We start from the raw sequence: 19460 nt of genomic DNA, 5'->3' as shown, positions 1-19460 counted from the left end.
AGGCTCGGTTTTTTGCTTTTTTGCTAGATAGTGTTTGAAGAAGTGATTAAACTTTAAGTATTAAAGTCTCGAATCGTTTTTTTCTCACGTCAAACTCTGAAAAGATGACTTTGATTCAAAAATTCCAGTGCTTGTCGAGTCTGAACGAGCGCCTTAAGCATTAAAGTAAAAATTGTCATGATTCGTTCATTGAAGTTCGTGGGGTTGGGACTTATAATGGAGGTATTGAGACTAAAGGAGCGAAATACTATGCCTCTAAGTATATTTGGATTTCAAGCAATGTGGAGCCCTTATTTAATAGGCGTCATTTTGTTTTTAACTGTACTATATTTTCTTATTACTGTTAAATGGAGAACGGACTTCAAAGATAGTGAACCTTTGAAGAAACGTGAGGCGATTAATTTCGTAATCAGTATGATATTGCTATATATTGTTATGGGTTCGCCAGTCGATTTAATGGCTCATATTATGTTTACAATGCATATGGTGCAAATGGCTTTACTACTTTTATTAATACCGATTTTCTTGATTCAAGGGATTCCAAATTGGTTATGGAAGTATGTCATTGAATTACCTTATATCAAACCTGTATTTCATTTTATGACTAAACCTATGTTTGCATTAGCATTTTTCGTTGCATTATTCTCTTTTTATCATATTCCAATGATTTTGGACTATATAAAACTAAATGAAACGTTACATGGGTTGTATACATTACTTCTGTTCGTATCAGCATTATTTATGTACTGGCCGCTTATTAATTCTGTAGAGGGACAACCTCGTATGAAGGATTTACACAAAGTTGGCTATATTATCGGAAATGCGGTTCTTATTACACCTGCTTGTGCGTTAATTATTTTTGCTTCATCTCCATTCTATGCTACATATACAGATGGTGAATTGTGGATGAAAGCAATGGAATTATGTGTACCTGTATCAACATTAGCAGGACTATCATTATCAGGACCTGAATTATTTACTAATATGGACCCTATGTACGATCAACAGCTAGGCGGGATTATCATGAAGATTATTCAGGAAATTATCTTTGCATCTGTATTAGGTAAAGTATTTGTTAGATGGTATCGTAATGAACAAGAAAACGCGGAAGAAATTACGCAAAAAGCTTTATTGGAAAGACAACAACTAAATGCTAATCAATATCACTAATTACAAAAAGATTGTTAGGAGAAAAACGCATGAATTTACCTATTTTACCTACAATTAGTACAACCTTTATTGCATTAAGTGCTATCTTAGTAGCAATTGGTTGGGCACTAATTAAGCAAAGAAAAATTGAAGCGCATAAAAAAACAATGATAGCAGCTGCAATATCAGCATTATTATTCTTTATCATTTACGTATCACGTACTGTATTTATTGGTAATACAGCATTTGGTGGACCAGATAATTTGAAAATCTATTATACGATTTTCCTTGTGTTCCATATCTGCTTGGCAACTACAGGTGCCGTTTTCGGTATCGTAACATTATTAGCAGGATTCCAAAATAACCTTGTACGTCATCGTAAAATTGGACCAATTACAAGTGTAATTTGGTTCTTCACAGCCATTACAGGCGTAGCAGTATATACATTACTTTATGTATTATACAAAGGTGGAGAAACAACTTCAGTTATTAAAGCTATTTTAAGTAATTAAAGCTAAAAAGCTGTTCCCTTATTATTTTTGGGAGCAGCTTTTTTATTTAATAAATTTACTTAGTAATCCAGCTTCCTTCGCTGTTATAAATACCATGACAATTAATGGACCTATAAAAAAACCTAAAAACCCAAATAATTGCAGGCCAATATACATACTGATTAATGTAGCAAGTGGAGGTAACCCGATTTGAGCACTCATAACCTTCGTCTCTAAGATTTGGCGAAGAATTATAATGACAATCGCTAATAGTGCCAATTTGATACCCATTGCCATTTGATCGGTTAACATAGCGTAAATGGCCCAAGGAGCTAATATAACAATGGCACCTAAAATAGGTAATAAATCGACAAACCAAATGATTAAAGCCATTATAATGGCGTATTTAGGAACAATGAATAGCAAAGCGCAAAAAGTAACAACTAAAACAGATAAGCTAACGATTAATTCAGCTTTAATATAACCAAATAATACAATATGGAGTTTTTGAAAAAGTACTTTCCACTTTTCTGCCTTATTTTGAGAGATATATGAATTAAACTTTTTTTTGAGTTTCGGCATTTCAGACATAAATAAAAAGAGAGCAAACATATAAACAAGTAAATTGAGTAAAAAAAACGGTAGCTTAGATACGATCATTTTTAACCTATCGTAGTTAAAAAAATTGATAAATGAGGATTGAAGCCTTTCGATGACTCTGTCAATACCAAGTTGAATTTCAGTAATTACTTCAATAGGTAGATCGTGAGTAATCTTTGCTAATCGGTTTTGAAGGTTCATCCAAGAAGCGGTTAATTGATCGAAAAGTTCAGGAGCTATTTTTGATAAATGAGAGACTTGAGTGATAGCATTTGTGATGGCGAAATACAGGATACTTGATAATAGGATTAAAAAGAGAGAGAATAAAACGATGACTGAAAATCGTCTAGAATTAATCCATTTTCGTTGTAGAAGTTGTATAAGTGGCTCAAGCAACAGGGCAGTCACAAGAGATAGTAAAATTGGTATAGATGCTGGAATCAAAATGTATAATAGTAATAGAACAATAATGGTTAGTAAGACTTTTTTTAATGTACTAAAAAAATTGGATTTAGCCAATTAAATCACCTATCTTTTAAATTTACGCTCATAGTATGGATAAATTTCTAATTTTTATCCAATAAAAAAAAGTGCTGAAAGATACCAGCACTTCAATTAAACTATTAAGCATGAATTTCAAATGATTTAATTTGTTTTTCAAGAGATTTCAAAATTTCTTGGCAAGATTTTACTAGATGAGCAGGGAATGCTTCACCTTCACCATATTCTACGCCGTGTGGGAAGTAGTGTTTACCAAGAGCTGGTTTTAATAGTGTAATCATTGCATCATTAGCGCCGATGTCACCGTCTTTTGTGAAACCGAATACACGTAGGTAGAATGTACCTTCACGTACATCAAAGCGTCTGTCCCAAGTTACGCGTTCATAGTCCCAGCCTGTAGCACGGATTAAACCATGTTCGCGCATAAGATCATCAAGAAGTGTAATGTCAGCTAAAGTGTTTTCAAGTCCTGTATTTTCGAAATACATAAATTTCGTCCTCCTTTGACTCATCGTACCATATATACGTTCCATTTTATAATAGAGCAAAAGTGCATCGGTTGCAATGACAACATTGTGAATACATCACGGCAATTGGTATAATATAATAACTAAACAAATTGGGGAGAGGCCATGTGAAAGCGTTATTTCGAATATTAATTATATTAGCAGCTATATTAGTTGTTTTCTTCTATACAAATCAGTCCGTAAAGGAAAATGAACTATTAACAGCTCCAAATTCACAAGGGAAAGTAATACCTAATCAAGATGTTCCAAATGTGAATGATAAGGCAATACCTAGACCAAAAGATGGCTTATCTATATTAGTAGGAAAGTCTACTAATGCTTTAGAAAAATTAAAAGGCAAGCCTAACCGAGTAGAACCTTCTGCTTACGGCTATGAATGGTGGGTATACGATGAGGGTTATGATGATTATTTAATGGTTGGTGTGGAGGGACGTAAAGTAACACAAGTGTATATTGCAGGTGTTAATGGTGCAGCGAATCCTTTTAAGATAGGTCAGTCTTTAGATGATATATATCGATCTACTATTATTGATGCGGAAGTCAATGTGCAAATCGATGAAAATATTTACACTTTTATTTTAGATGAAGAAGATATGAAGACACGTATTTTAACGATGTATGATGGTTTATATGCACAAATGTATTTTGATGCGACAGATCGAACCTTACAGGCAGTACGCTTTATAGACGGAGAAACGCTTGTGAAACAGCAGCCTTATGATATGACATATGTCGGCGATATGATTACACCAAACGTACCTTCATCGTATTTACAAGTTGAAATAGATTTAGCGAATCAGCGACAACTTTTTGATTTGACGAACGTTTATCGTACTCAAAAAGGTTTACAAGCTTTAAACGCAGCAATTGATTTAAACAGTATTGCTCAAAGTCATGCTGCAAGTTTAGCGCTTGGTAATTTTTCAAAAGAGGGCATTCAGCCGGATACTTTAAAAGAGCGATTAAAAAATGCAGTTGTTAATTTTGATATGGCAGCAGAAAATATTGCGGAGGATTACTTAGATGCTCCTGAAGCAATTAATGGATTACTTAATTCAGAGAAACACCGAGACACATTATTAAATGAAGATTATAATCAGCTCGGCTCAGGTGCTTTCGGTAAACACTTTTCACAGGTGTTTATTCAAAGTATAGATAGTATATCAGATGAGCCATGATGAATAGCAGGTATGATTAGTGTTCCTTGGTCCATAGAAAAAGTATTTCGAATATGCAGTGTGAGATGGTGTTTTTCAGCCGTCTCCGCTGCTTTTTTTTGCACTATGGGATGGCTATCATTCAGTAACTCGTGGAATTCCGGATACGTTAATTTCGCAATTAATTCTGCGTTAGCATTAATTTTAGGATTGTAAGTCATAACTCCAGGGACGTCTTTATAGTATTCAATAAATTGTGCCTTCAAGGCAGCCCCAAGTAGCGCTGCGGTTAAATCACTACCGCCACGTCCTAACGTAGTAATATCTCCCTCAGCAGTGGTACCTTGAAAACCAGGGATGATGACGCAAGAAGTCTCACTTAATGCTTTTTCTATAGCTGTTGTGTGAACAGCGTGGATCTCTGCGTCACCGAAGTTATCAGATGTCTCAATGCCAATGCCTTGACCATATAACAATGTATTATTGATACCACTTTGTTCTAATTCAGCTGAAATGACAGCTGCGGCAATCATTTCTCCACATGCTGCAACGAGGTCTTTGGATTTAGAATCATTTTTAAAAGCGCTTGTTAAGGTTAACAAGGTATCAGTGGCATATGCATCTCCACCGCGGCCCATAGCTGAAACAACAATAACTGCCTTTTCAAATTTATGAATAGCCTTACGTATATGAAGGATGCAATGTTTACGCGAAGCTTCGGATTGCATTGCGATTCCACCAAACTTTTGAATAATCATAGTGAATACTCCCATCTTTCTTCGTGTCATTTTGTGCACTCTCTTCATACGATACAAGTGAATAGCGGATTGTAATAATGTATTCGATGATGTTAAAAACGTGCAGGAGGAAAGCAGTTGATCTTAGCAGAGCTTATCAAGGATTGGCCTTGTGAAGTACAGGGCGGCTCGATACGTGAAGAAATAAGTGGAATAACTGATGTTGCAGAACAAATCCAGCCAGGTAATATTTTCGTTGCAAGGAAAGGAAAACTGCATAATGGTTGGAATTTTGTTTCCGAAGCAGTGGCAAAAGGAGCAGTAGCCATTGTATATGATCAAGACCAGCCAATTGAACATTTAGAAGTGCCGCATGTTTGGGTACCAGATTGTTCTACATTTTTATCCTATGCATGTAAAGCTATTGTAGGGGATAAAATTGAGTTATTGACTATCATTGGGGTGACCGGAACAAATGGCAAGACAACTGTAACACATTTCATTGGGCAAATATTACAAAAGCTAGGAGCTAAAGTAGCTGTACTTGGCACATTAGGATTATGGATAAATGGTGAGCGTCAGAATCAGAATACTTCCTCTATGACCACACCACCTCCAACTTATTTGTACCCGATTTTTGCGCAATGCGTAGAATTGGGCGTGAAGTATATTATTATAGAAGCATCTTCTTTAGGATTGTCGCAACATCGATTAGATCATTGCCCATTTAACTACGGAGTATATTTAAATATGAGTAGAGACCATTATGATGAACATGGCAGTAAGGAGAAGTATGAATTAGCCAAGAGAAAATTAGCCACTTTAGCAAATAAAATAATCGTTAACGCTGACGATCCATTTTGTTTAAATATGAAACAGCATCATGTAAGATCCTTTACTTTTGGTCGACATCGATCAGCGGATATTAGTGTTATTCATAAAGAGATTGAAGGTACTTCCACAGTTTTACTTGTGCAGTATTTGGAAAATCCAGTTGAACTAACGATGCCATTTGTAGGAGAGCACCACCAACAAAATGTATTAGCGGCAGTAGCAACTGTACAGCAACTTGGATACCCTCTCCAAATCATTGCGCCAAGCATTCCTTATCTCAAATTGCCTTCAGGAAGACAACAAGAAGTAGAAAACGATCTCGGTATACGAATTGTCATAGATTACGCTCATACACCAAGTGCTCTTGTAGCTGTTTTACAATCTCTAAAATTAGTATCGAAAAAGAAATTAATAGTTGTTTTTGGTTGTGGGGGAGATCGGGATCATGGAAAACGTCGTGAGATGGGGAAAGTGGCGGATAGCTACGCTCATAAAATATGGTTAACAAGTGACAATCCTCGTAGAGAACAAGCAGATATGATTATTGCCCAAATTGCACAGGGCATAGATCTGACTCCATATGCAATTAAAATTAATCGAAAACAAGCGATTGAAAGTGCAATAGCTGAGGCTATTCCGGGTGATACTGTTTTAATTGCGGGAAAGGGGCATGAAACGACTCAAATAATTGGTAATGAAGTCGTCCCATTTTCAGATTATGAAATTGCTAAAGAATATATAAAACTATTAAAAACAAGACTTAATGACGAAAAATGAGCCAGTTGCAAATGAAATATTTTCCAATTTATTTTTTAATTGAAGATTCGAGTACGAAAGTACAACTATTTTGATGGAGGTACTCGTTAAAATATCGTAAAGTAGTTTGCAACTCATATTTAGAAAAACTTCTTGATAAAATATTAGTAAGGTTCTTATTATATAGAACACCCCAAATTTTCAATTGAATAACATTAGAAATCAGACGTATTCGGTTTCTCTTATAAATTTATTTCACATTATTTGCCTAAATTAGAGGGACCTGAAATTATTTATAGGAAAATCACAATGATTCTATCAAAACGAAGGATGAATATTTACATCCTTCGTTTTTTCTATTGACTAATAAGTAATTTGGAAAATGATTTATTAATGGTGAGGAAAAAAATCCTTTAATAATTATAATAAGTCCTAGTTTTAAGTATTCTTAGAATTTTCTTTTTTTAAAATAGTCGTACAAGTAATGCTCCTTGAATATGATGCAAAGACACTATTATATCGGAGGGGTATTTCATGAATTCCATAGTTCCCTACTTCTTTTTAGGGGTATCTTTAGCTACACCAATTGGCCCTGTAAAAGCAACTTTATTAAATACAGGTATTAAAAATGGATTTTTCCATGCTTGGTTTTTCGGGCTTGGTGCAGTCGTCACCGATATTTTATATATGGTCATGGTGTACTTTGGCATTGGACACTTTATAGAAATACCTTTTATAAAAACGCTACTTTGGTCATTCGGCTTTTTCGTACTTATGTACACAGGGATTGAGAATCTTCTTACATTACATACTATTGAGGTGGATTCAAAATTTGGGAAAGTAGTTCGATTAAGACATTCATTATTATCAGGTTTTTTAATGGCATTGCTAAATCCATTAACAATCCTTTTTTGGTTAGGTATATATGGATCGGTCCTTGTCGGAGGAGCGGGAACATTATCAGGGATGGAAATAATTATCTATAGTGTATTTATATTACTAGGAATTTCTTTAGTCGATTTAATAATGGCCACTATTTCAGGTGGTTCAAGAAAAATTTTATCGTCCTCTTTTTTGAAAATCGTTTCTATTATTTCATCTCTATCGATGATTGGATTCGGTATTTATTTTGGTATTCAAGCTTACCATTCAATTTTTTAATTTGTCACTATGTTCACAACGCTGTTTTCCTTAGTGTACATAATGTGCAACTTAACGCATAAAAAGAATAAGCAAGGAAACCATACCTTTAATAATTGAAATTAATCTAACAGTTAATAGAGGTGTATGGATGGGGAATGTGGATAATCGTGAAGACAATGTCAGCCTCTGGTGTTTAATCAGTTTGGCCTCAATTCCATTAGTTATGACACTTGGAAATTCTATGTTAATTCCAGTGTTACCGATCTTGGAGAAGAATGTAGGTATTTCTTCTTTTCAATCAAGTATGATTATCACCAGTTATTCAGTAGCGGCAATTATTCTCATTCCAGTTGCAGGCTACTTATCAGATCGTTTTGGGAGGAAAATGGTCATCTTACCGAGTTTAATTTTAGCATTAATCGGTGGCTTAATAGCTGGTATAGCGTCTTGGAAAATGGAAAATCCGTATATGGGTATTATTATTGGGAGGATTTTACAAGGTGCAGGGGCGTCAGGTGCTATGCCGATAGTATTACCGCTAGTAGGTGACTTATATAAAGATGATGATGAAAAAACAAGTTCTTGTTTAGGGATCATTGAAACGTCAAACACGTTCGGAAAAGTATTAAGTCCAATTCTAGGTTCATTGTTAGCAGCTTTCTTATGGTTTTTACCATTCTTCTCTATATCTGCTTTTAGCTTAATCTCTATCGTTTTAATTTTTTTCTTTGTGAAAGTACCTAAAGAAAAAGATGAACCAGTAAAACTAAAAGAATTTTTAACTAATGTTAAAACCACATTTAAGCAAGAAGGAAAGTGGTTATTCACCGTATTTCTAAACGGGGCATTTGTTATGCTTATTTTGTTTGGTGCGTTATTTTTCTTATCTGAAAATCTTGAAAAAATACACGATATTAAAGGCGTAAAAAAAGGATTCGTGTTAGCAATTCCTTTACTGATGCTCTGTATCGCTTCTTTTATTACTGGAAGGAAGATAAAAGGGGATATGAAGCTCATTAAGAAGCTGATGATTATCTGTTTAATTGTTCTTTCTATTAGTGTTGTATTTGTAGGATATACAGCAGAAAAGTTGGTCCTATTGTTAGTAGTGACCAGTATTGTAGGAGTTGCAATCGGAGCAATATTACCTGTGTTAGATGCTATCATTACTGAAAATATTCGAAAAGAGGAGAGAGGTACCGTCACTTCTTTTTATAGCTCTGCTAGATTTATCGGTGTTGCGGCAGGGCCACCTGTTATGTCACTGGTTATGGAGAAATACCTAAATGTGAGCTATATTTCAGCAGGTGTTATAGGGCTTATTATCTTGTTTTTAGTATTTAAGTTCATTCAAATTGATAAAATCGGGCAAAAAAATAGCGTCACATAATAAAAAGGAGCGATCAGCTAACTTAACTGAATCGTTCCTTTTTATTTTTGATATGAAAATGCATGATTTTTTTACTTACTTGGAATTCAAACTGAAAAGGATGAGGAAAATTCCTGAGAATAGACAAACCATTTTAAGTATCGACACTTTTTCAGCTAAACCTGCTAAACCAATTCCAGTAGTAACAATTAAAACAGTTGGACCAACTAATGCGAGCAGAGTATTGATATAAAATGCTTTCTCTAAATCATTGTACTTAATCATAAAAAGTGCTGCTGTTACCTCAATACTCCCTGAACATAGTCTTAACAAAATAATTAAAAGAAGAGCTTTTTCGATAAAAATGACCACCTTATTTTTCATATTCATCGTAAGTAGATAACTTAGCTCGTAAAGAAGTAGTGAAAACTGGTTTAAGAAAAATATGTAAATTTAGTTTATTGGTAACTATCATTTTTGCTTTTTTATAGTGTATGTATGCTTTTCCACTATTATCAATAAGTCATGACTTATTGATAAATAGTTGCGACAGTTAATAAGTGAGGATAAGTTGTTTAGGATATCTTTTATAGTGCAGTTATACATGGGAGAGTTAAGATTTGGTTAGAAGAAAAATACGAAAAAGAATAAGGAGATTTAAGCGAATAACTTTTTTCAATCCCTTACTTAACAATAAAACAGTAAATCTGTTATGATATTAATGGAATGGGGGAATGAAATATGATGATTACTTCGGAGTGGGCACAAATCCTTGATGAAGTAGATGTTCTGAGTAAAATGATACGATCCTCCAAAGAAAAAGCAATGTTGCAGCATGCCTACAACAGTGTTTATTCCGATGTTGAACTTGTAAAAGAAATTGCTTCATTCCAACGAATGAAAGAGCAATATGAGGATGTTCAACGTTTTGGGAAGTATCATCCAGATTACCAAACAATTATGAAATCGATTCGTTTGCAAAAACGTAAACTCGATTTAAACGATAAAATAGCAGCCCTGAAAGTTGCAGAAAATGATTATCAAGATTTACTAGATGAAATCAGTTTGTTAATCGGCAAAACGGTATCAGAGGCAGTCAAAGTACCTGTTAGTAACCCATTTTTAAACTCTGGCTCCTCATGTGGTTCGGGTTGTGGAACTGGCGGTAGTTGTTCTTGTTCAGCATAAGAAAAGAGACTTATACGAATTTCGTATAAGTCTCTTTTGTTATATATAACTCTGTTATTCATTTAATAGTTCAATTGCTAAATCAGGGCGATCAGTGACAATACCTTTTGCACCGACTGAGAGTAGCTGTTCCATTGTTGATACGTCATTGATAGTCCAATAATGTACAGGAATATTCAAGTTCTCTAAGAAACGTATAAAGCTAGCATTATCTAAAGCAAAAACACCAAATTTCGATGGGATTTGGAATACATCGACTTTTGGATGGTATAGATGACCGAATTGACTAGTAAAGGAAGTATAAGCCTTTTTCACTTCTCCTTGACCAGCACCTAAAGCAACCTTATTTTGAGCATAAAGATTGAATCGGTCTATTTGTTCGTCGAAGAAGCTTGTTACAACAACACGGTTTTCGACACCTAACTCCTCGATTAAACGCCAAAGTTTTGAAGGCATTAGTCCTCCCTCATATGTATCTGGCGCATCTTTCATATCAATATTTACGAGCATTTGAGGGAATTCTTCTAACAATGAACGTAATGTAACGATTGATTGTTTATCCTCGCGATACGGTAAGTAACCATCCAAATCAACAAAATTATAGCCAAAGTTTAATAACTGTAATTCTTCTAAAGTTAAATCTGCTACGCGACCTGTTCCGTCACAAGTACGATCTACATACTCATCATGGAAAACAACGATTTCTTCATCTTTTGTTAAACGAATATCGATTTCGAAGCCGTGAACGCCGAGATCTGCTGCTTTGTGGAATGCCGACATTGTATGTTCTGGTGCTAAATGTGAGCCGCCACGATGTGCAAGTACAATAGGTTGGTCATACTGTAATGCATCTTTATCGCTTCGTTTTTGAGGTTTTGAAAGAGCTTTTGAACCTGCCCATGCTGCTGCGCTTGCCGCTGCAATTGCGATTGCAACTTTCGTTTTCTTTCCCATTATAGTCCTCCTCTAAATGCAGACTTCTAATTTTATTATAACGGATAAACCATATCGCTGTCAGCTAAACTTGGTTGCGGTTGAATTCCAAGCTATGGTATTCTTGTTTGTAAGAAAAGAGGGAATCCATATGAAAGACCGACAAGGCCTGATTGTGTATGTCCATCATTTAAAACAAGCAAAATCTTTGCGAAGATATGGACATGTACATTATATTTCAAGAAAATTAAAATATGTTGTACTTTATTGTGATCAAGATGAAATTGAAGCGACGATGGCCAAAATGATACGACTTCCGTATGTTAAAAATGTAGTGCCCTCATATCGTCCTTTTGTATCAACTGAGTTTGAAAATGCCAAACCTGATAAGGCAAAAGAATACGATTATAAAACTGATTTATAAAACTTTGGTTATATTTGTCGATAAAAAGAGCATCCAGTATATTGTTGTCAAACTGAATGGAAATTGATGAAACGTATCAGTTAGTACATGGATGGGATATAATGATTGAGACGCATAATACCAATAAGATATTGGTAATAGAGAGTACTTTCTGCAAATTCAGATGAGTGTTTTACGTTTAACGTAATTGCTTGTCTGCCGATTTCAGTTATTTTATTTTCGAATAGTTGAACTCGTTTAGAAGGCTTTGTTTGTGAATGCGAAATACCTTCTCTACAAATATAAAGTGGTGTAAATTTACTTTCACCAACTGGATTAAAAGCTACTGCAAGAGAAGCTACACTTTTGCCGTTATGTTCAGATACAAGTATGAAGGCATTACGATAGCGATGCTGATTTGTTTCTGCAAGTTCGCATAGTTCAAAAACGTCACCAAAACCTTTGCCGAGTTCAATAAATTGTTGAATCATTGTTCGTACACATCCTTTCCTAACACATAGTATCATGATGCAGGAGGATTAGCACATGAAATTTGCTGCCAGCTTATTTTCAATTTTATTATTTTTAAACGGCATAATGTTAACTTTTCAGTACCATGTCTTTTCAGATCAATTGTCTGAGGAGGATAGGGTATTTAACTATGACCAAGAAATAGAAGTGATTTATCGTAAAGGAAAGTTGCTAGTGAATCATCACTTTACCGACCTTCCTCAAGATAATGTGAAGCTTATTTGGCCAACTAAGAGTAAGAAAAAGGCATGTCTTTTAGACGATGTAAAAAGTTGCGAACGTTTAAATGAGCAACTTACTCAGCTAAAAGTAGGAGATGAAGAGAAACAATCCATCTCTTATGAAATTCCAATATCTAAAAAAGGGCTTACTTCAGGTGAAATTTTACGTAATATTTTTTTAACTCTTCAAAATGGGAATCCAGTACATACACAGGTTCACATTTCTGATGAGACAAAATCGGGTGGCCAATGGTTTACCGGTCTACAATTAGTAGGTCAAAAAACACTTGATCTAGTAGATTATTCAATGTATAGCGGTTACGGAGCAGTGACTGATTTATATTGGCAAAAACAAAAGTTGAAAACTGTCTTTGAAAATGAGCAAGTCACTTTGTATAGTGACAAGGCGATATCGAAGGATTTAAAAACAGATTTAAAAGACTTTTCTTTGGAAGGCTTTAATCATGTAGCGATTATGCAAAGTTCAAAGAAAAACTCATCAACACGAATTTTATTTACACCCGTATTTAATGTTGGGTCTATTGAAAAGAAAATCGTCATGTCTCAGATTGGACAACAATATGACTTTGTAAGTAATAACAATTGGTTACCAATCGCAGTTGCGTCCTTTATATCTGGGAAAGAAATTGGCTCTGATAAGGCGCATGAAATCACTCAGATTGTAAATAAGTACATGACAAACGAACAATCAATAGCATGGAAAAATAGTTTGATCGCTCAAAAAGGTGAAGTAATCTCACCAAAAGTGCTCGATAAATTGTTGTCAAAAACACTTGATTTACAAACGTCATTTTTTGAAATGAATGACAATGATCGCACTGAGATTGCTCCGTTGTTATTTGAAGATTCGAGACATGTGTATTTGAAAGATAATGAGGATGATGATGCGCAAGTTATTTTCAAAGATGGTCGTATTTTTTATAAAGCGGTTCCGGTATTAAATGGTCTTGGCTATGAAGTAAACAAGGGGAAAAATGGATTGTATATAGAAAGTGATAATCGAAATTTCAGATTCCCAATGACTGAGTCATTCTATGTGTATAATCAAAAGCGCTATAATATCATTTCGCAACCTTTCGAAAAATTTGGTGACGATTATTATGTGGAAGAAGCATGGCTTGTTAGGTTATTCTTAGTCGATGTAGAAAAGTCGGATGACAAAATTAATATTGCGCCATCTGCTATTTTGAATTAAAATCGATTAAAAATGTAAGTAAGAGAAGGTTTGGTGAAACAATGAGAGTGATTGCTGGTGACAGAAAAGGGATGCCTTTAAAAGCGGTATCTGGCACAACCACTAGACCAACAACAGATAAAGTTAAAGAATCATTATTCAATATACTAGGTCCGTTTTTTGACGGTGGAACCGTTTTGGACTTATTTGCAGGTAGTGGTGGACTGGGTATTGAAGCCATTAGTAGAGGAATGGATAAAGGTATTTTCATTGAAAAAGATGGCCGTGCCTTCCAAAATCTAAAAGAAAACATACAAAAGTGTCGTTATGAAGAACATACTGAGCTTTTTCGAAACGATGCGGTTAGAGCTATGAAAGCCCTTATAAAAAAGGGTGTACAAGTTGACTTAATCTTTTTAGATCCACCTTATAAAAAACGAGCATATTATGATTTAGTAGAAGAAATAGTATCAAATAATGTTATCTCAAGATCAGGTACGATTGTTTGTGAGCATGATCACGATACAGATTTACCAGACAACTTCCTACATTTCGAAAAAATACGTGAAGAGAGTTATGGTAGTATTATTATTTCATTTTATCGTTCGGTGAAGGAAGAAGGAGAATCCATTGAATAAAATTGCTGTTGTACCAGGGACTTTTGATCCAATTACGAACGGACATTTAGACATTATTAAACGTGCCGCCGATATTTTTGATGAAGTTTATGTTGCTGTGATGAATAATTCCTCGAAAAAACCATTATTTAATGTGGATGAAAGAATGGATTTAATTACACAAGTAACGTGCGACATGCCAAATGTTAAAGTGGATTCATCCTCTGGCTTATTAATCGACTATGCAAAAAAACGTAATGCTGATGCCATAGTACGTGGCTTACGTGCAGTTTCAGACTTTGAGTATGAAATGCAGATTACATCGATGAACCGCTTCCTTGACGAGCAAATTGAAACATTTTTCATCATGACAAAAAATCAATACTCATTTTTAAGTTCTAGTATTGTTAAAGAAGTATCACAATATGGTGGAGATATCCATGGGCTAGTACCAGATATTGTTGAAGTTGCATTAAAAGAAAAGTTCAACTCGAAATAAAAGTAAGGCTGTTCTATGATGTACATCATAAAACAGCCTTTTTTGCGGTGATTTTCATAAGAAAATCACCCAGTACAGTAGAGGGAGTACAGGTATCATAATCAAGCGTAATAAAAAGTATGGAACAAGAGGGATATCAGCATCTTTTGCTAAAACTGCAACTTGCAAATGAATACTCAAGCCTTGGATTGCTAAAATAGTCATGAGCCATAAAGGCAAGTAAGCCGAACTTGCAAATGATTGTGTTGCAATATGTAAGCTAGAAGTCATTTCTAATACTGCATATAAAGAAACGGCCAAAACTGTAGGTAAATCGTGAAAGAAATGAAGTAATGTCTTTGCAATCACATGGCTAATTGTAGTGAAAAATATGACAGTTGTACCAACCAAAAGCACAGTCGGAATACTACCTTTCATACTTTCGATTAAAGGAAATGAAGCGCGTTTTATTTCCTTTTTCACGGATGTTGTTTCAGAAGGGCGTTTAGAAAATAATATGAAAATACCAAGTGTCACTAAATTTACACTATGTATTAGCAGTAACATTCGCCAACCAATTGAGGCATTTTCAAGTAATTCATAACCAACAAAGCCAATCATAAAAAGTGGACTTGGGGCATGACAAATAGCAAGTAGAAACTTACTTTCTCGCAGTGTTAATTGCTGTTCTTTTGTCATAAAGGCAATTGTAGCAGAACCAGTTGGAAATCCTCCTAACGCACTTATACCATATGCTTTTAAGTAAAGAGCTGTCTTAGAAGGATTACTACTGCCTTGATTTGTCAGGCGTAGTAACCATTGAGTCAGTATTAAATAAGGCAATAAATAGGGGAAGAGTGCGTTCATAAATAATTTGATGCCCACATCTGCCCCCTCATGAGCAATACCTGGTTGCAAGAGTAATAAAGCAATAAGTACCCAACAAATAATGATGTTCATACGAGAAACGAGAATTAGCTCCACCCATTCTTATCTTTTTGTAAATCGAATTCACAAATGCTAAAATTATTTTTGAAAAAATCGAACAAACCTTCTAATGTTTCGTCATATACATAGCTTAAGAGTTTGTTAATTGGAGGTGCATGTCTTGAATATCAAGAAATTTATAGGTTTTATAGTCATTGCAGCAATTGCGGTATTAGGTTTTGTCTATCCATTACCTTATTATATTATGCAACCAGGTGGAGCTTATGAGCTTTCACAATTTGTAGAGGTAGAAAATGCAAAATTAGACAGCGAAGGAACAATGAGTCTTATGACTGTATCGATGTCTAAAGCAACGCCTTTTACTTATGCTGGTGCTAAGTTAAGTAGTCGAAAAGAATTGCTTCCAGAAACGCAAGTAAGAAGTCCACATGAGAGTGAGGACGAATATAATTTACGTCAATTAAAACTTATGACGGATTCACAATTTAACGCCAAATACGTTGGTTTCAAAAAGGCAAATAAAGAATACGAGATACAGTACAACGGCGTCTATGTTGTGTATGTTTTAGAAGACGGTGCTAGTGACGGTATTTTAAAACCTGGTGACGAAGTGATTGGAATAGATGGAAAAAAAATTATTCGTCAAACAGAATTAATCGATTACTTAGCTGGAAAAAAATCCGGTGAAAAAGTAAAACTTACTATCATTCGAGATGAAAAAGAGCAAACAAAATCCGTTACTTTAAAAGAAATACCTGGGACAAAAGGGAAAGTTGGTATTGGTATTACTTTCACAGAAAATAAATCAATTACAACTAATCCAAATGTAAAAATCGAAGCGGATGAAATTGGTGGTCCTTCTGCAGGGTTAATGTTTACATTAGAAATCATTGATCAATTAACAGAAGGAGATCTAACAAAAGGTTATAACGTTGCAGGTACAGGTGAAATGTTAGAATCAGGAGAAGTTGGCCGAATTGGTGGTATTGATAAAAAAATAATTGCTGCTGATGACGGCGGTATCGAAATTTTCTTTGCGCCAGACGATACAATAACGGATGAAGTGAAAAAATTAAATCCAGGAATCAAAACAAATTATGAAGTAGCTGTTGAAACCGCAAAAAAAATAGACACGAAAATGAAAATCGTGCCTGTTAAAACAGTAGATGATGCATTAAATTATTTAAAAGACTTAAAACAAAAATAATTTTTATACACGAATGGGCGGGGTTTTATAATCCAAGCCCATTCTTTTTGTATTTGCAGGTCTGCTAAGCGCAAGCATGTACAAATCGGTAGCATGAATATCTTGCATTAACATTGCGTCGTCAGAGCTCGCTGCACGGCTAATAATAGGTAATGTAAAATCCTTTTTCTTTGAGGACAAATATCTTTGACCATTTGCAGTCATCCCTAACAAGCGAATATATGAGGGCTGCTTAAAGGATTTTAAACGGTCCCACGTAAAGCCGGTAAAAATATGTGTTAACATACGTTGTATACGTGTCCATGTGTAGCGTTTTGATTTAACCTTTTGCATAAACGACACGAAAGATTCACTTTCTTTTGCAGCACGTAGTAGCAAATATTCAATACCTTCCGTCACTTCTGCAAAACTTGCTAATTCTTGTGGTGTATGACGAATGATTGTAAAGCGTAAGAGTGGCCAGAAAGCCTCCCAACTTCCGAAAGTGATATTTGAATGCTGCCATGCTTCTAATCCTTTAAAAGAAGCCAGAGGCATGTAGGTGGCGATTCCATCTATCGAATCTTTTTCGAAAACAGATTTTCTAATTCCGGTAGCACTAGCAATCGTTGAATCTACTTCAATCTCATCATGATAACCAGCTTTAATACGTTGGATTGTTACAGCTTTTATATTTGACTGAATTTTAATTGCTGCTTCAATATAATGAAAACCTAAAATATTATTTGGTTTTGATAAATCTACGAATGACAGTTCATTTGTTGGGATAAGCTGTTTATATGCCGTATTTAATGCTTGAGGATAGCTTATACCTGTTTGAATAGAATCCCTTATCATTTGTTGTAAAGTATCGTTATGCTCTTGTAACAGGCTATAACTGTTTAAAAACGGTGTTATATTACCTTCTTCACTACCAAATGAAAAATAGTCACAGCACATAGCGTCTAATATGCTTATACCACCTTTAGCAAAATCGGATGCTTGAGCGGTTGCGTACACATAAGGTAATTCGACAACAAGATCTGCACCTGAAGCAAGAGCCATCTTAGTTCTCGTCCATTTATCGACAAAAGAAGGTTCACCTCTTTGTAAAAAATGACCACTCATCACGGCAATGACAATATCTGCATTTGTCTCTTTACGTGATTGTCTGATATGATGGAGGTGGCCGTTATGAAAAGGATTGTATTCTACAATTACACCGGTTGCTATCAAATCTTCACCCCATTTACAATCTATATCCGTAATTATACGGAGAGTTTGTAGTAGTGACAAGAAAATATCTTGACATCTATAATTTAGCATTATATAATCAACTTTGTTGTCTTGAGGTGATAAACGTATGAAATGGGCAATCCCACAATTATCTAAATATCGCCAAAACGGGATGCCGATTGACGAATTAGTTCAATTGGATGATGTGATGAAACGTAACCCGGACATCCGTCAGATTACACCTGTTCATGTAAAAGGGCACTGTACATTTGGTGCATCCCAAATCACTTGTCATTTTCAATTGACAGGCACGCTAACACTTCCTTGTGCACGAACATGGGAAGACGTTGAGTTTTCATTTGATATCGAGTCCGACGAAATATTCAGTTGGTCAGAAACTGCTAATGAAACAGACTATGATAACCTTCACATTGTAGAAGGTGAAGTAGTAAATGTTGACCCTGTGTTAGAAGAACTAATTTTATTAGAAATTCCAATGCAAGTGTATAAAGAAGATGCGACAATTCCGACACCTAAGAATAACTCTGATTGGAGTTTTTCAACGGAGGACGAGTTAGCCTATCAAAAACAGAATGACACAAAAAAAGTAGATCCAAGACTTGCTGATTTAGCAAAGTATTTTGATCAAACAGACGAATAACCGATCTGTAAGGAGGTGCCATCGATGGCTGTACCATTTAGAAGAACTTCTAAAACTGCGAAACGTAAACGTCGCACACATTTTAAACTAGCTCTACCAGGTATGGTTGCTTGCCCAAACTGTGGTGAAAGTAAATTGGCTCACCACGTATGTAAAGCATGCGGTCAATACAAAGGTAAAGAAGTTGTGAGCAAATAATTCAGTATTTGTTCTGGAAAAGACTACTAGAGAGACCATGGCTCTCTAGTGGTCTTTTTTTATTTGTTTTTAATCTTAAAACCGTCTTGATCTACATAACTTTTATGCTTCAATTCATAAACATTAATGGAACCAAATCATAACAACTTATTGGATTAATATTAACTTTAATAGCCGCGGTATAGTTTTTGAACTTAGTTTATCTATTAAGTCATGTAAAAAACTTCTGAAAAGTCCTTTGTTTTTAAAAATATTCCAAAAATTCACTGGAGTAATGTCAATAGGATTTGGAGTGAACCCGGTTACTTAAAATTCTTTTTTTGTTTACGGGGTGGACTTAGTATCTCCTTTAATATAGAAATGTCATAGAAATACAAATGCTAAAAAGGTTCAAACCATCT

22 protein-coding genes are annotated in these 19460 nt (G+C 34.9%); 14 read left to right on the top strand and 8 right to left on the bottom strand.

Annotation, left to right across the window (positions count from 1 at the left end; translation table 11 throughout):
• The first annotated feature begins 249 nt into the window (after nt 1–249).
• A complete protein-coding gene (ctaG, locus tag BK137_RS03315; RefSeq protein WP_038183703.1) occupies nt 250–1170 on the top strand; it encodes a cytochrome c oxidase assembly factor CtaG in 921 nt (306 codons plus the stop codon).
• Nucleotides 1171–1199: 29 nt separating this feature from the next.
• Nucleotides 1200–1661 (top strand): DUF420 domain-containing protein, encoded by a 462-nt coding sequence (locus BK137_RS03310; RefSeq protein ID WP_038183705.1) that lies wholly within the window; start codon nt 1200–1202, stop codon nt 1659–1661.
• A 42-nt stretch (nt 1662–1703) separates the two neighbouring features.
• Here BK137_RS03310 and ytvI read toward each other — a convergent pair whose 3' ends face one another.
• On the bottom strand, nt 1704–2759 hold the full coding sequence (ytvI, locus tag BK137_RS03305; RefSeq protein ID WP_038183708.1) for a sporulation integral membrane protein YtvI: 1056 nt from the start codon (nt 2757–2759) through the stop codon (nt 1704–1706).
• A gap of 104 nt (nt 2760–2863) precedes the next feature.
• On the bottom strand, nt 2864–3229 hold the full coding sequence (locus BK137_RS03300) for a YugN family protein (RefSeq protein ID WP_038183710.1): 366 nt from the start codon (nt 3227–3229) through the stop codon (nt 2864–2866).
• Nucleotides 3230–3375: 146 nt separating this feature from the next.
• Here BK137_RS03300 and BK137_RS03295 point away from each other — a divergent pair, with 146 nt between their 5' ends.
• Nucleotides 3376–4446, top strand: a complete 1071-nt coding sequence (locus BK137_RS03295; RefSeq protein ID WP_038183713.1) for a CAP domain-containing protein — start codon at nt 3376–3378, stop codon at nt 4444–4446.
• Here BK137_RS03295 and BK137_RS03290 read toward each other — a convergent pair.
• Nucleotides 4413–5183 carry an amino acid kinase family protein gene (locus BK137_RS03290; RefSeq protein WP_038183727.1) on the bottom strand — a complete coding sequence of 257 codons (771 nt, stop codon included), beginning with the start codon at nt 5181–5183 and terminating at the stop codon, nt 4413–4415. The genes BK137_RS03295 and BK137_RS03290 overlap by 34 nt on opposite strands.
• Before the next feature lie 117 nt (nt 5184–5300).
• Between BK137_RS03290 and BK137_RS03285 the strand changes: the two genes are divergently transcribed.
• The 3 genes from BK137_RS03285 (at nt 5301) to BK137_RS03275 (ending at nt 9285) form a co-directional block, all read left to right on the top strand.
• Nucleotides 5301–6773, top strand: coding sequence for a UDP-N-acetylmuramoyl-L-alanyl-D-glutamate--2,6-diaminopimelate ligase (locus tag BK137_RS03285; protein WP_038183731.1), 1473 nt, complete (start codon nt 5301–5303; stop codon nt 6771–6773).
• A 513-nt stretch (nt 6774–7286) separates the two neighbouring features.
• On the top strand, nt 7287–7913 hold the full coding sequence (locus BK137_RS03280) for a LysE family transporter (protein WP_038183734.1): 627 nt from the start codon (nt 7287–7289) through the stop codon (nt 7911–7913).
• A 130-nt stretch (nt 7914–8043) separates the two neighbouring features.
• On the top strand, nt 8044–9285 hold the full coding sequence (locus tag BK137_RS03275) for an MFS transporter (protein WP_179078232.1): 1242 nt from the start codon (nt 8044–8046) through the stop codon (nt 9283–9285).
• 75 nt (nt 9286–9360) lie between these two features.
• Here the strand turns inward: BK137_RS03275 and BK137_RS03270 are convergent, their stop codons facing one another.
• Nucleotides 9361–9648, bottom strand: a complete 288-nt coding sequence (locus BK137_RS03270; RefSeq protein ID WP_179078241.1) for a YqhV family protein — start codon at nt 9646–9648, stop codon at nt 9361–9363.
• Nucleotides 9649–10005: 357 nt separating this feature from the next.
• Here BK137_RS03270 and BK137_RS03265 point away from each other — a divergent pair, with 357 nt between their 5' ends.
• Nucleotides 10006–10452: a YlbF/YmcA family competence regulator gene (locus BK137_RS03265; RefSeq protein ID WP_038183741.1), complete on the top strand. Its 447-nt coding sequence runs from the start codon at nt 10006–10008 to the stop codon at nt 10450–10452.
• 54 nt (nt 10453–10506) lie between these two features.
• Here the strand turns inward: BK137_RS03265 and BK137_RS03260 are convergent, their stop codons facing one another.
• Nucleotides 10507–11406 carry a glycerophosphodiester phosphodiesterase family protein gene (locus BK137_RS03260; RefSeq protein ID WP_038183744.1) on the bottom strand — a complete coding sequence of 300 codons (900 nt, stop codon included), beginning with the start codon at nt 11404–11406 and terminating at the stop codon, nt 10507–10509.
• A 130-nt stretch (nt 11407–11536) separates the two neighbouring features.
• Between BK137_RS03260 and BK137_RS03255 the strand changes: the two genes are divergently transcribed.
• Nucleotides 11537–11809, top strand: a complete 273-nt coding sequence (locus BK137_RS03255) for a YlbG family protein (RefSeq protein ID WP_038183747.1) — start codon at nt 11537–11539, stop codon at nt 11807–11809.
• Between the two features lie 80 nt (nt 11810–11889).
• Here the strand turns inward: BK137_RS03255 and BK137_RS03250 are convergent, their stop codons facing one another.
• Nucleotides 11890–12279, bottom strand: a complete 390-nt coding sequence (locus BK137_RS03250; RefSeq protein WP_038183750.1) for a DUF7147 family protein — start codon at nt 12277–12279, stop codon at nt 11890–11892.
• Nucleotides 12280–12334: 55 nt separating this feature from the next.
• Here BK137_RS03250 and BK137_RS03245 point away from each other — a divergent pair, with 55 nt between their 5' ends.
• The 3 genes from BK137_RS03245 to coaD are packed head-to-tail and all read left to right on the top strand — an operon-like array spanning nt 12335 to nt 14851.
• Nucleotides 12335–13756: a hypothetical protein gene (locus tag BK137_RS03245; RefSeq protein ID WP_038183754.1), complete on the top strand. Its 1422-nt coding sequence runs from the start codon at nt 12335–12337 to the stop codon at nt 13754–13756.
• Between the two features lie 41 nt (nt 13757–13797).
• A complete protein-coding gene (gene rsmD, locus BK137_RS03240) occupies nt 13798–14373 on the top strand; it encodes a 16S rRNA (guanine(966)-N(2))-methyltransferase RsmD (protein WP_038183758.1) in 576 nt (191 codons plus the stop codon).
• Nucleotides 14366–14851: a pantetheine-phosphate adenylyltransferase gene (gene coaD / locus BK137_RS03235; RefSeq protein ID WP_038183761.1), complete on the top strand. Its 486-nt coding sequence runs from the start codon at nt 14366–14368 to the stop codon at nt 14849–14851. Before rsmD ends, coaD begins: the two co-directional genes overlap by 8 nt.
• Nucleotides 14852–14905: 54 nt before the next feature.
• On the opposite strand, the gene BK137_RS03230 is transcribed toward coaD, so the two are convergent.
• The gene (locus BK137_RS03230) at nt 14906–15814 is read right to left on the bottom strand and encodes a hypothetical protein (protein WP_155981179.1); all 909 of its coding nucleotides are present in this window, start codon (nt 15812–15814) and stop codon (nt 14906–14908) included.
• A gap of 115 nt (nt 15815–15929) precedes the next feature.
• On the opposite strand from BK137_RS03230, the gene BK137_RS03225 reads away from it, so the two are divergent.
• Complete coding sequence (locus BK137_RS03225; protein ID WP_327192123.1) at nt 15930–16985, top strand: SepM family pheromone-processing serine protease; 1056 nt, start codon at nt 15930–15932, stop codon at nt 16983–16985.
• Nucleotides 16986–16988: 3 nt separating this feature from the next.
• On the opposite strand, the gene BK137_RS03220 is transcribed toward BK137_RS03225, so the two are convergent.
• Nucleotides 16989–18200 (bottom strand): nucleotidyltransferase, encoded by a 1212-nt coding sequence (locus tag BK137_RS03220; protein ID WP_038183768.1) that lies wholly within the window; start codon nt 18198–18200, stop codon nt 16989–16991.
• 127 nt (nt 18201–18327) lie between these two features.
• Between BK137_RS03220 and BK137_RS03215 the strand changes: the two genes are divergently transcribed.
• Nucleotides 18328–18861 carry a YceD family protein gene (locus tag BK137_RS03215; protein WP_038183773.1) on the top strand — a complete coding sequence of 178 codons (534 nt, stop codon included), beginning with the start codon at nt 18328–18330 and terminating at the stop codon, nt 18859–18861.
• Between the two features lie 24 nt (nt 18862–18885).
• Nucleotides 18886–19059, top strand: coding sequence for a 50S ribosomal protein L32 (gene rpmF / locus BK137_RS03210; RefSeq protein WP_038183775.1), 174 nt, complete (start codon nt 18886–18888; stop codon nt 19057–19059).
• Nucleotides 19060–19460: the final 401 nt, after the last annotated feature.

The organism is Viridibacillus arenosi, from assembly GCF_001955655.1.
Classification (GTDB): domain Bacteria; phylum Bacillota; class Bacilli; order Bacillales_A; family Planococcaceae; genus Viridibacillus; species Viridibacillus arenosi.
This window is presented reverse-complemented; position numbering and strand designations above follow the sequence as displayed.

Bases quoted from the DNA above. Each gene is read 5' to 3' on its own strand.
- BK137_RS03280 (WP_038183734.1), top strand. From the start codon at position 7,287: ATGAATTCCATAGTTCCCTACTTCTTTTTAGGGGTATCTTTAGCTACA.
- BK137_RS03275 (WP_179078232.1), top strand. From the start codon at position 8,044: ATGGGGAATGTGGATAATCGTGAAGACAATGTCAGCCTCTGGTGTTTA.
- ctaG (WP_038183703.1), top strand. From the start codon at position 250: ATGCCTCTAAGTATATTTGGATTTCAAGCAATGTGGAGCCCTTATTTA.
- BK137_RS03265 (WP_038183741.1), top strand. From the start codon at position 10,006: ATGATGATTACTTCGGAGTGGGCACAAATCCTTGATGAAGTAGATGTT.
- rpmF (WP_038183775.1), top strand. From the start codon at position 18,886: ATGGCTGTACCATTTAGAAGAACTTCTAAAACTGCGAAACGTAAACGT.
- BK137_RS03250 (WP_038183750.1), bottom strand. From the start codon at position 12,279: ATGATTCAACAATTTATTGAACTCGGCAAAGGTTTTGGTGACGTTTTT.
- BK137_RS03215 (WP_038183773.1), top strand. From the start codon at position 18,328: ATGAAATGGGCAATCCCACAATTATCTAAATATCGCCAAAACGGGATG.
- BK137_RS03310 (WP_038183705.1), top strand. From the start codon at position 1,200: ATGAATTTACCTATTTTACCTACAATTAGTACAACCTTTATTGCATTA.
- BK137_RS03270 (WP_179078241.1), bottom strand. From the start codon at position 9,648: ATGAAAAATAAGGTGGTCATTTTTATCGAAAAAGCTCTTCTTTTAATT.
- BK137_RS03300 (WP_038183710.1), bottom strand. From the start codon at position 3,229: ATGTATTTCGAAAATACAGGACTTGAAAACACTTTAGCTGACATTACA.
- BK137_RS03255 (WP_038183747.1), top strand. From the start codon at position 11,537: ATGAAAGACCGACAAGGCCTGATTGTGTATGTCCATCATTTAAAACAA.
- BK137_RS03245 (WP_038183754.1), top strand. From the start codon at position 12,335: ATGAAATTTGCTGCCAGCTTATTTTCAATTTTATTATTTTTAAACGGC.
- BK137_RS03290 (WP_038183727.1), bottom strand. From the start codon at position 5,183: ATGATTATTCAAAAGTTTGGTGGAATCGCAATGCAATCCGAAGCTTCG.
- BK137_RS03260 (WP_038183744.1), bottom strand. From the start codon at position 11,406: ATGGGAAAGAAAACGAAAGTTGCAATCGCAATTGCAGCGGCAAGCGCA.
- rsmD (WP_038183758.1), top strand. From the start codon at position 13,798: ATGAGAGTGATTGCTGGTGACAGAAAAGGGATGCCTTTAAAAGCGGTA.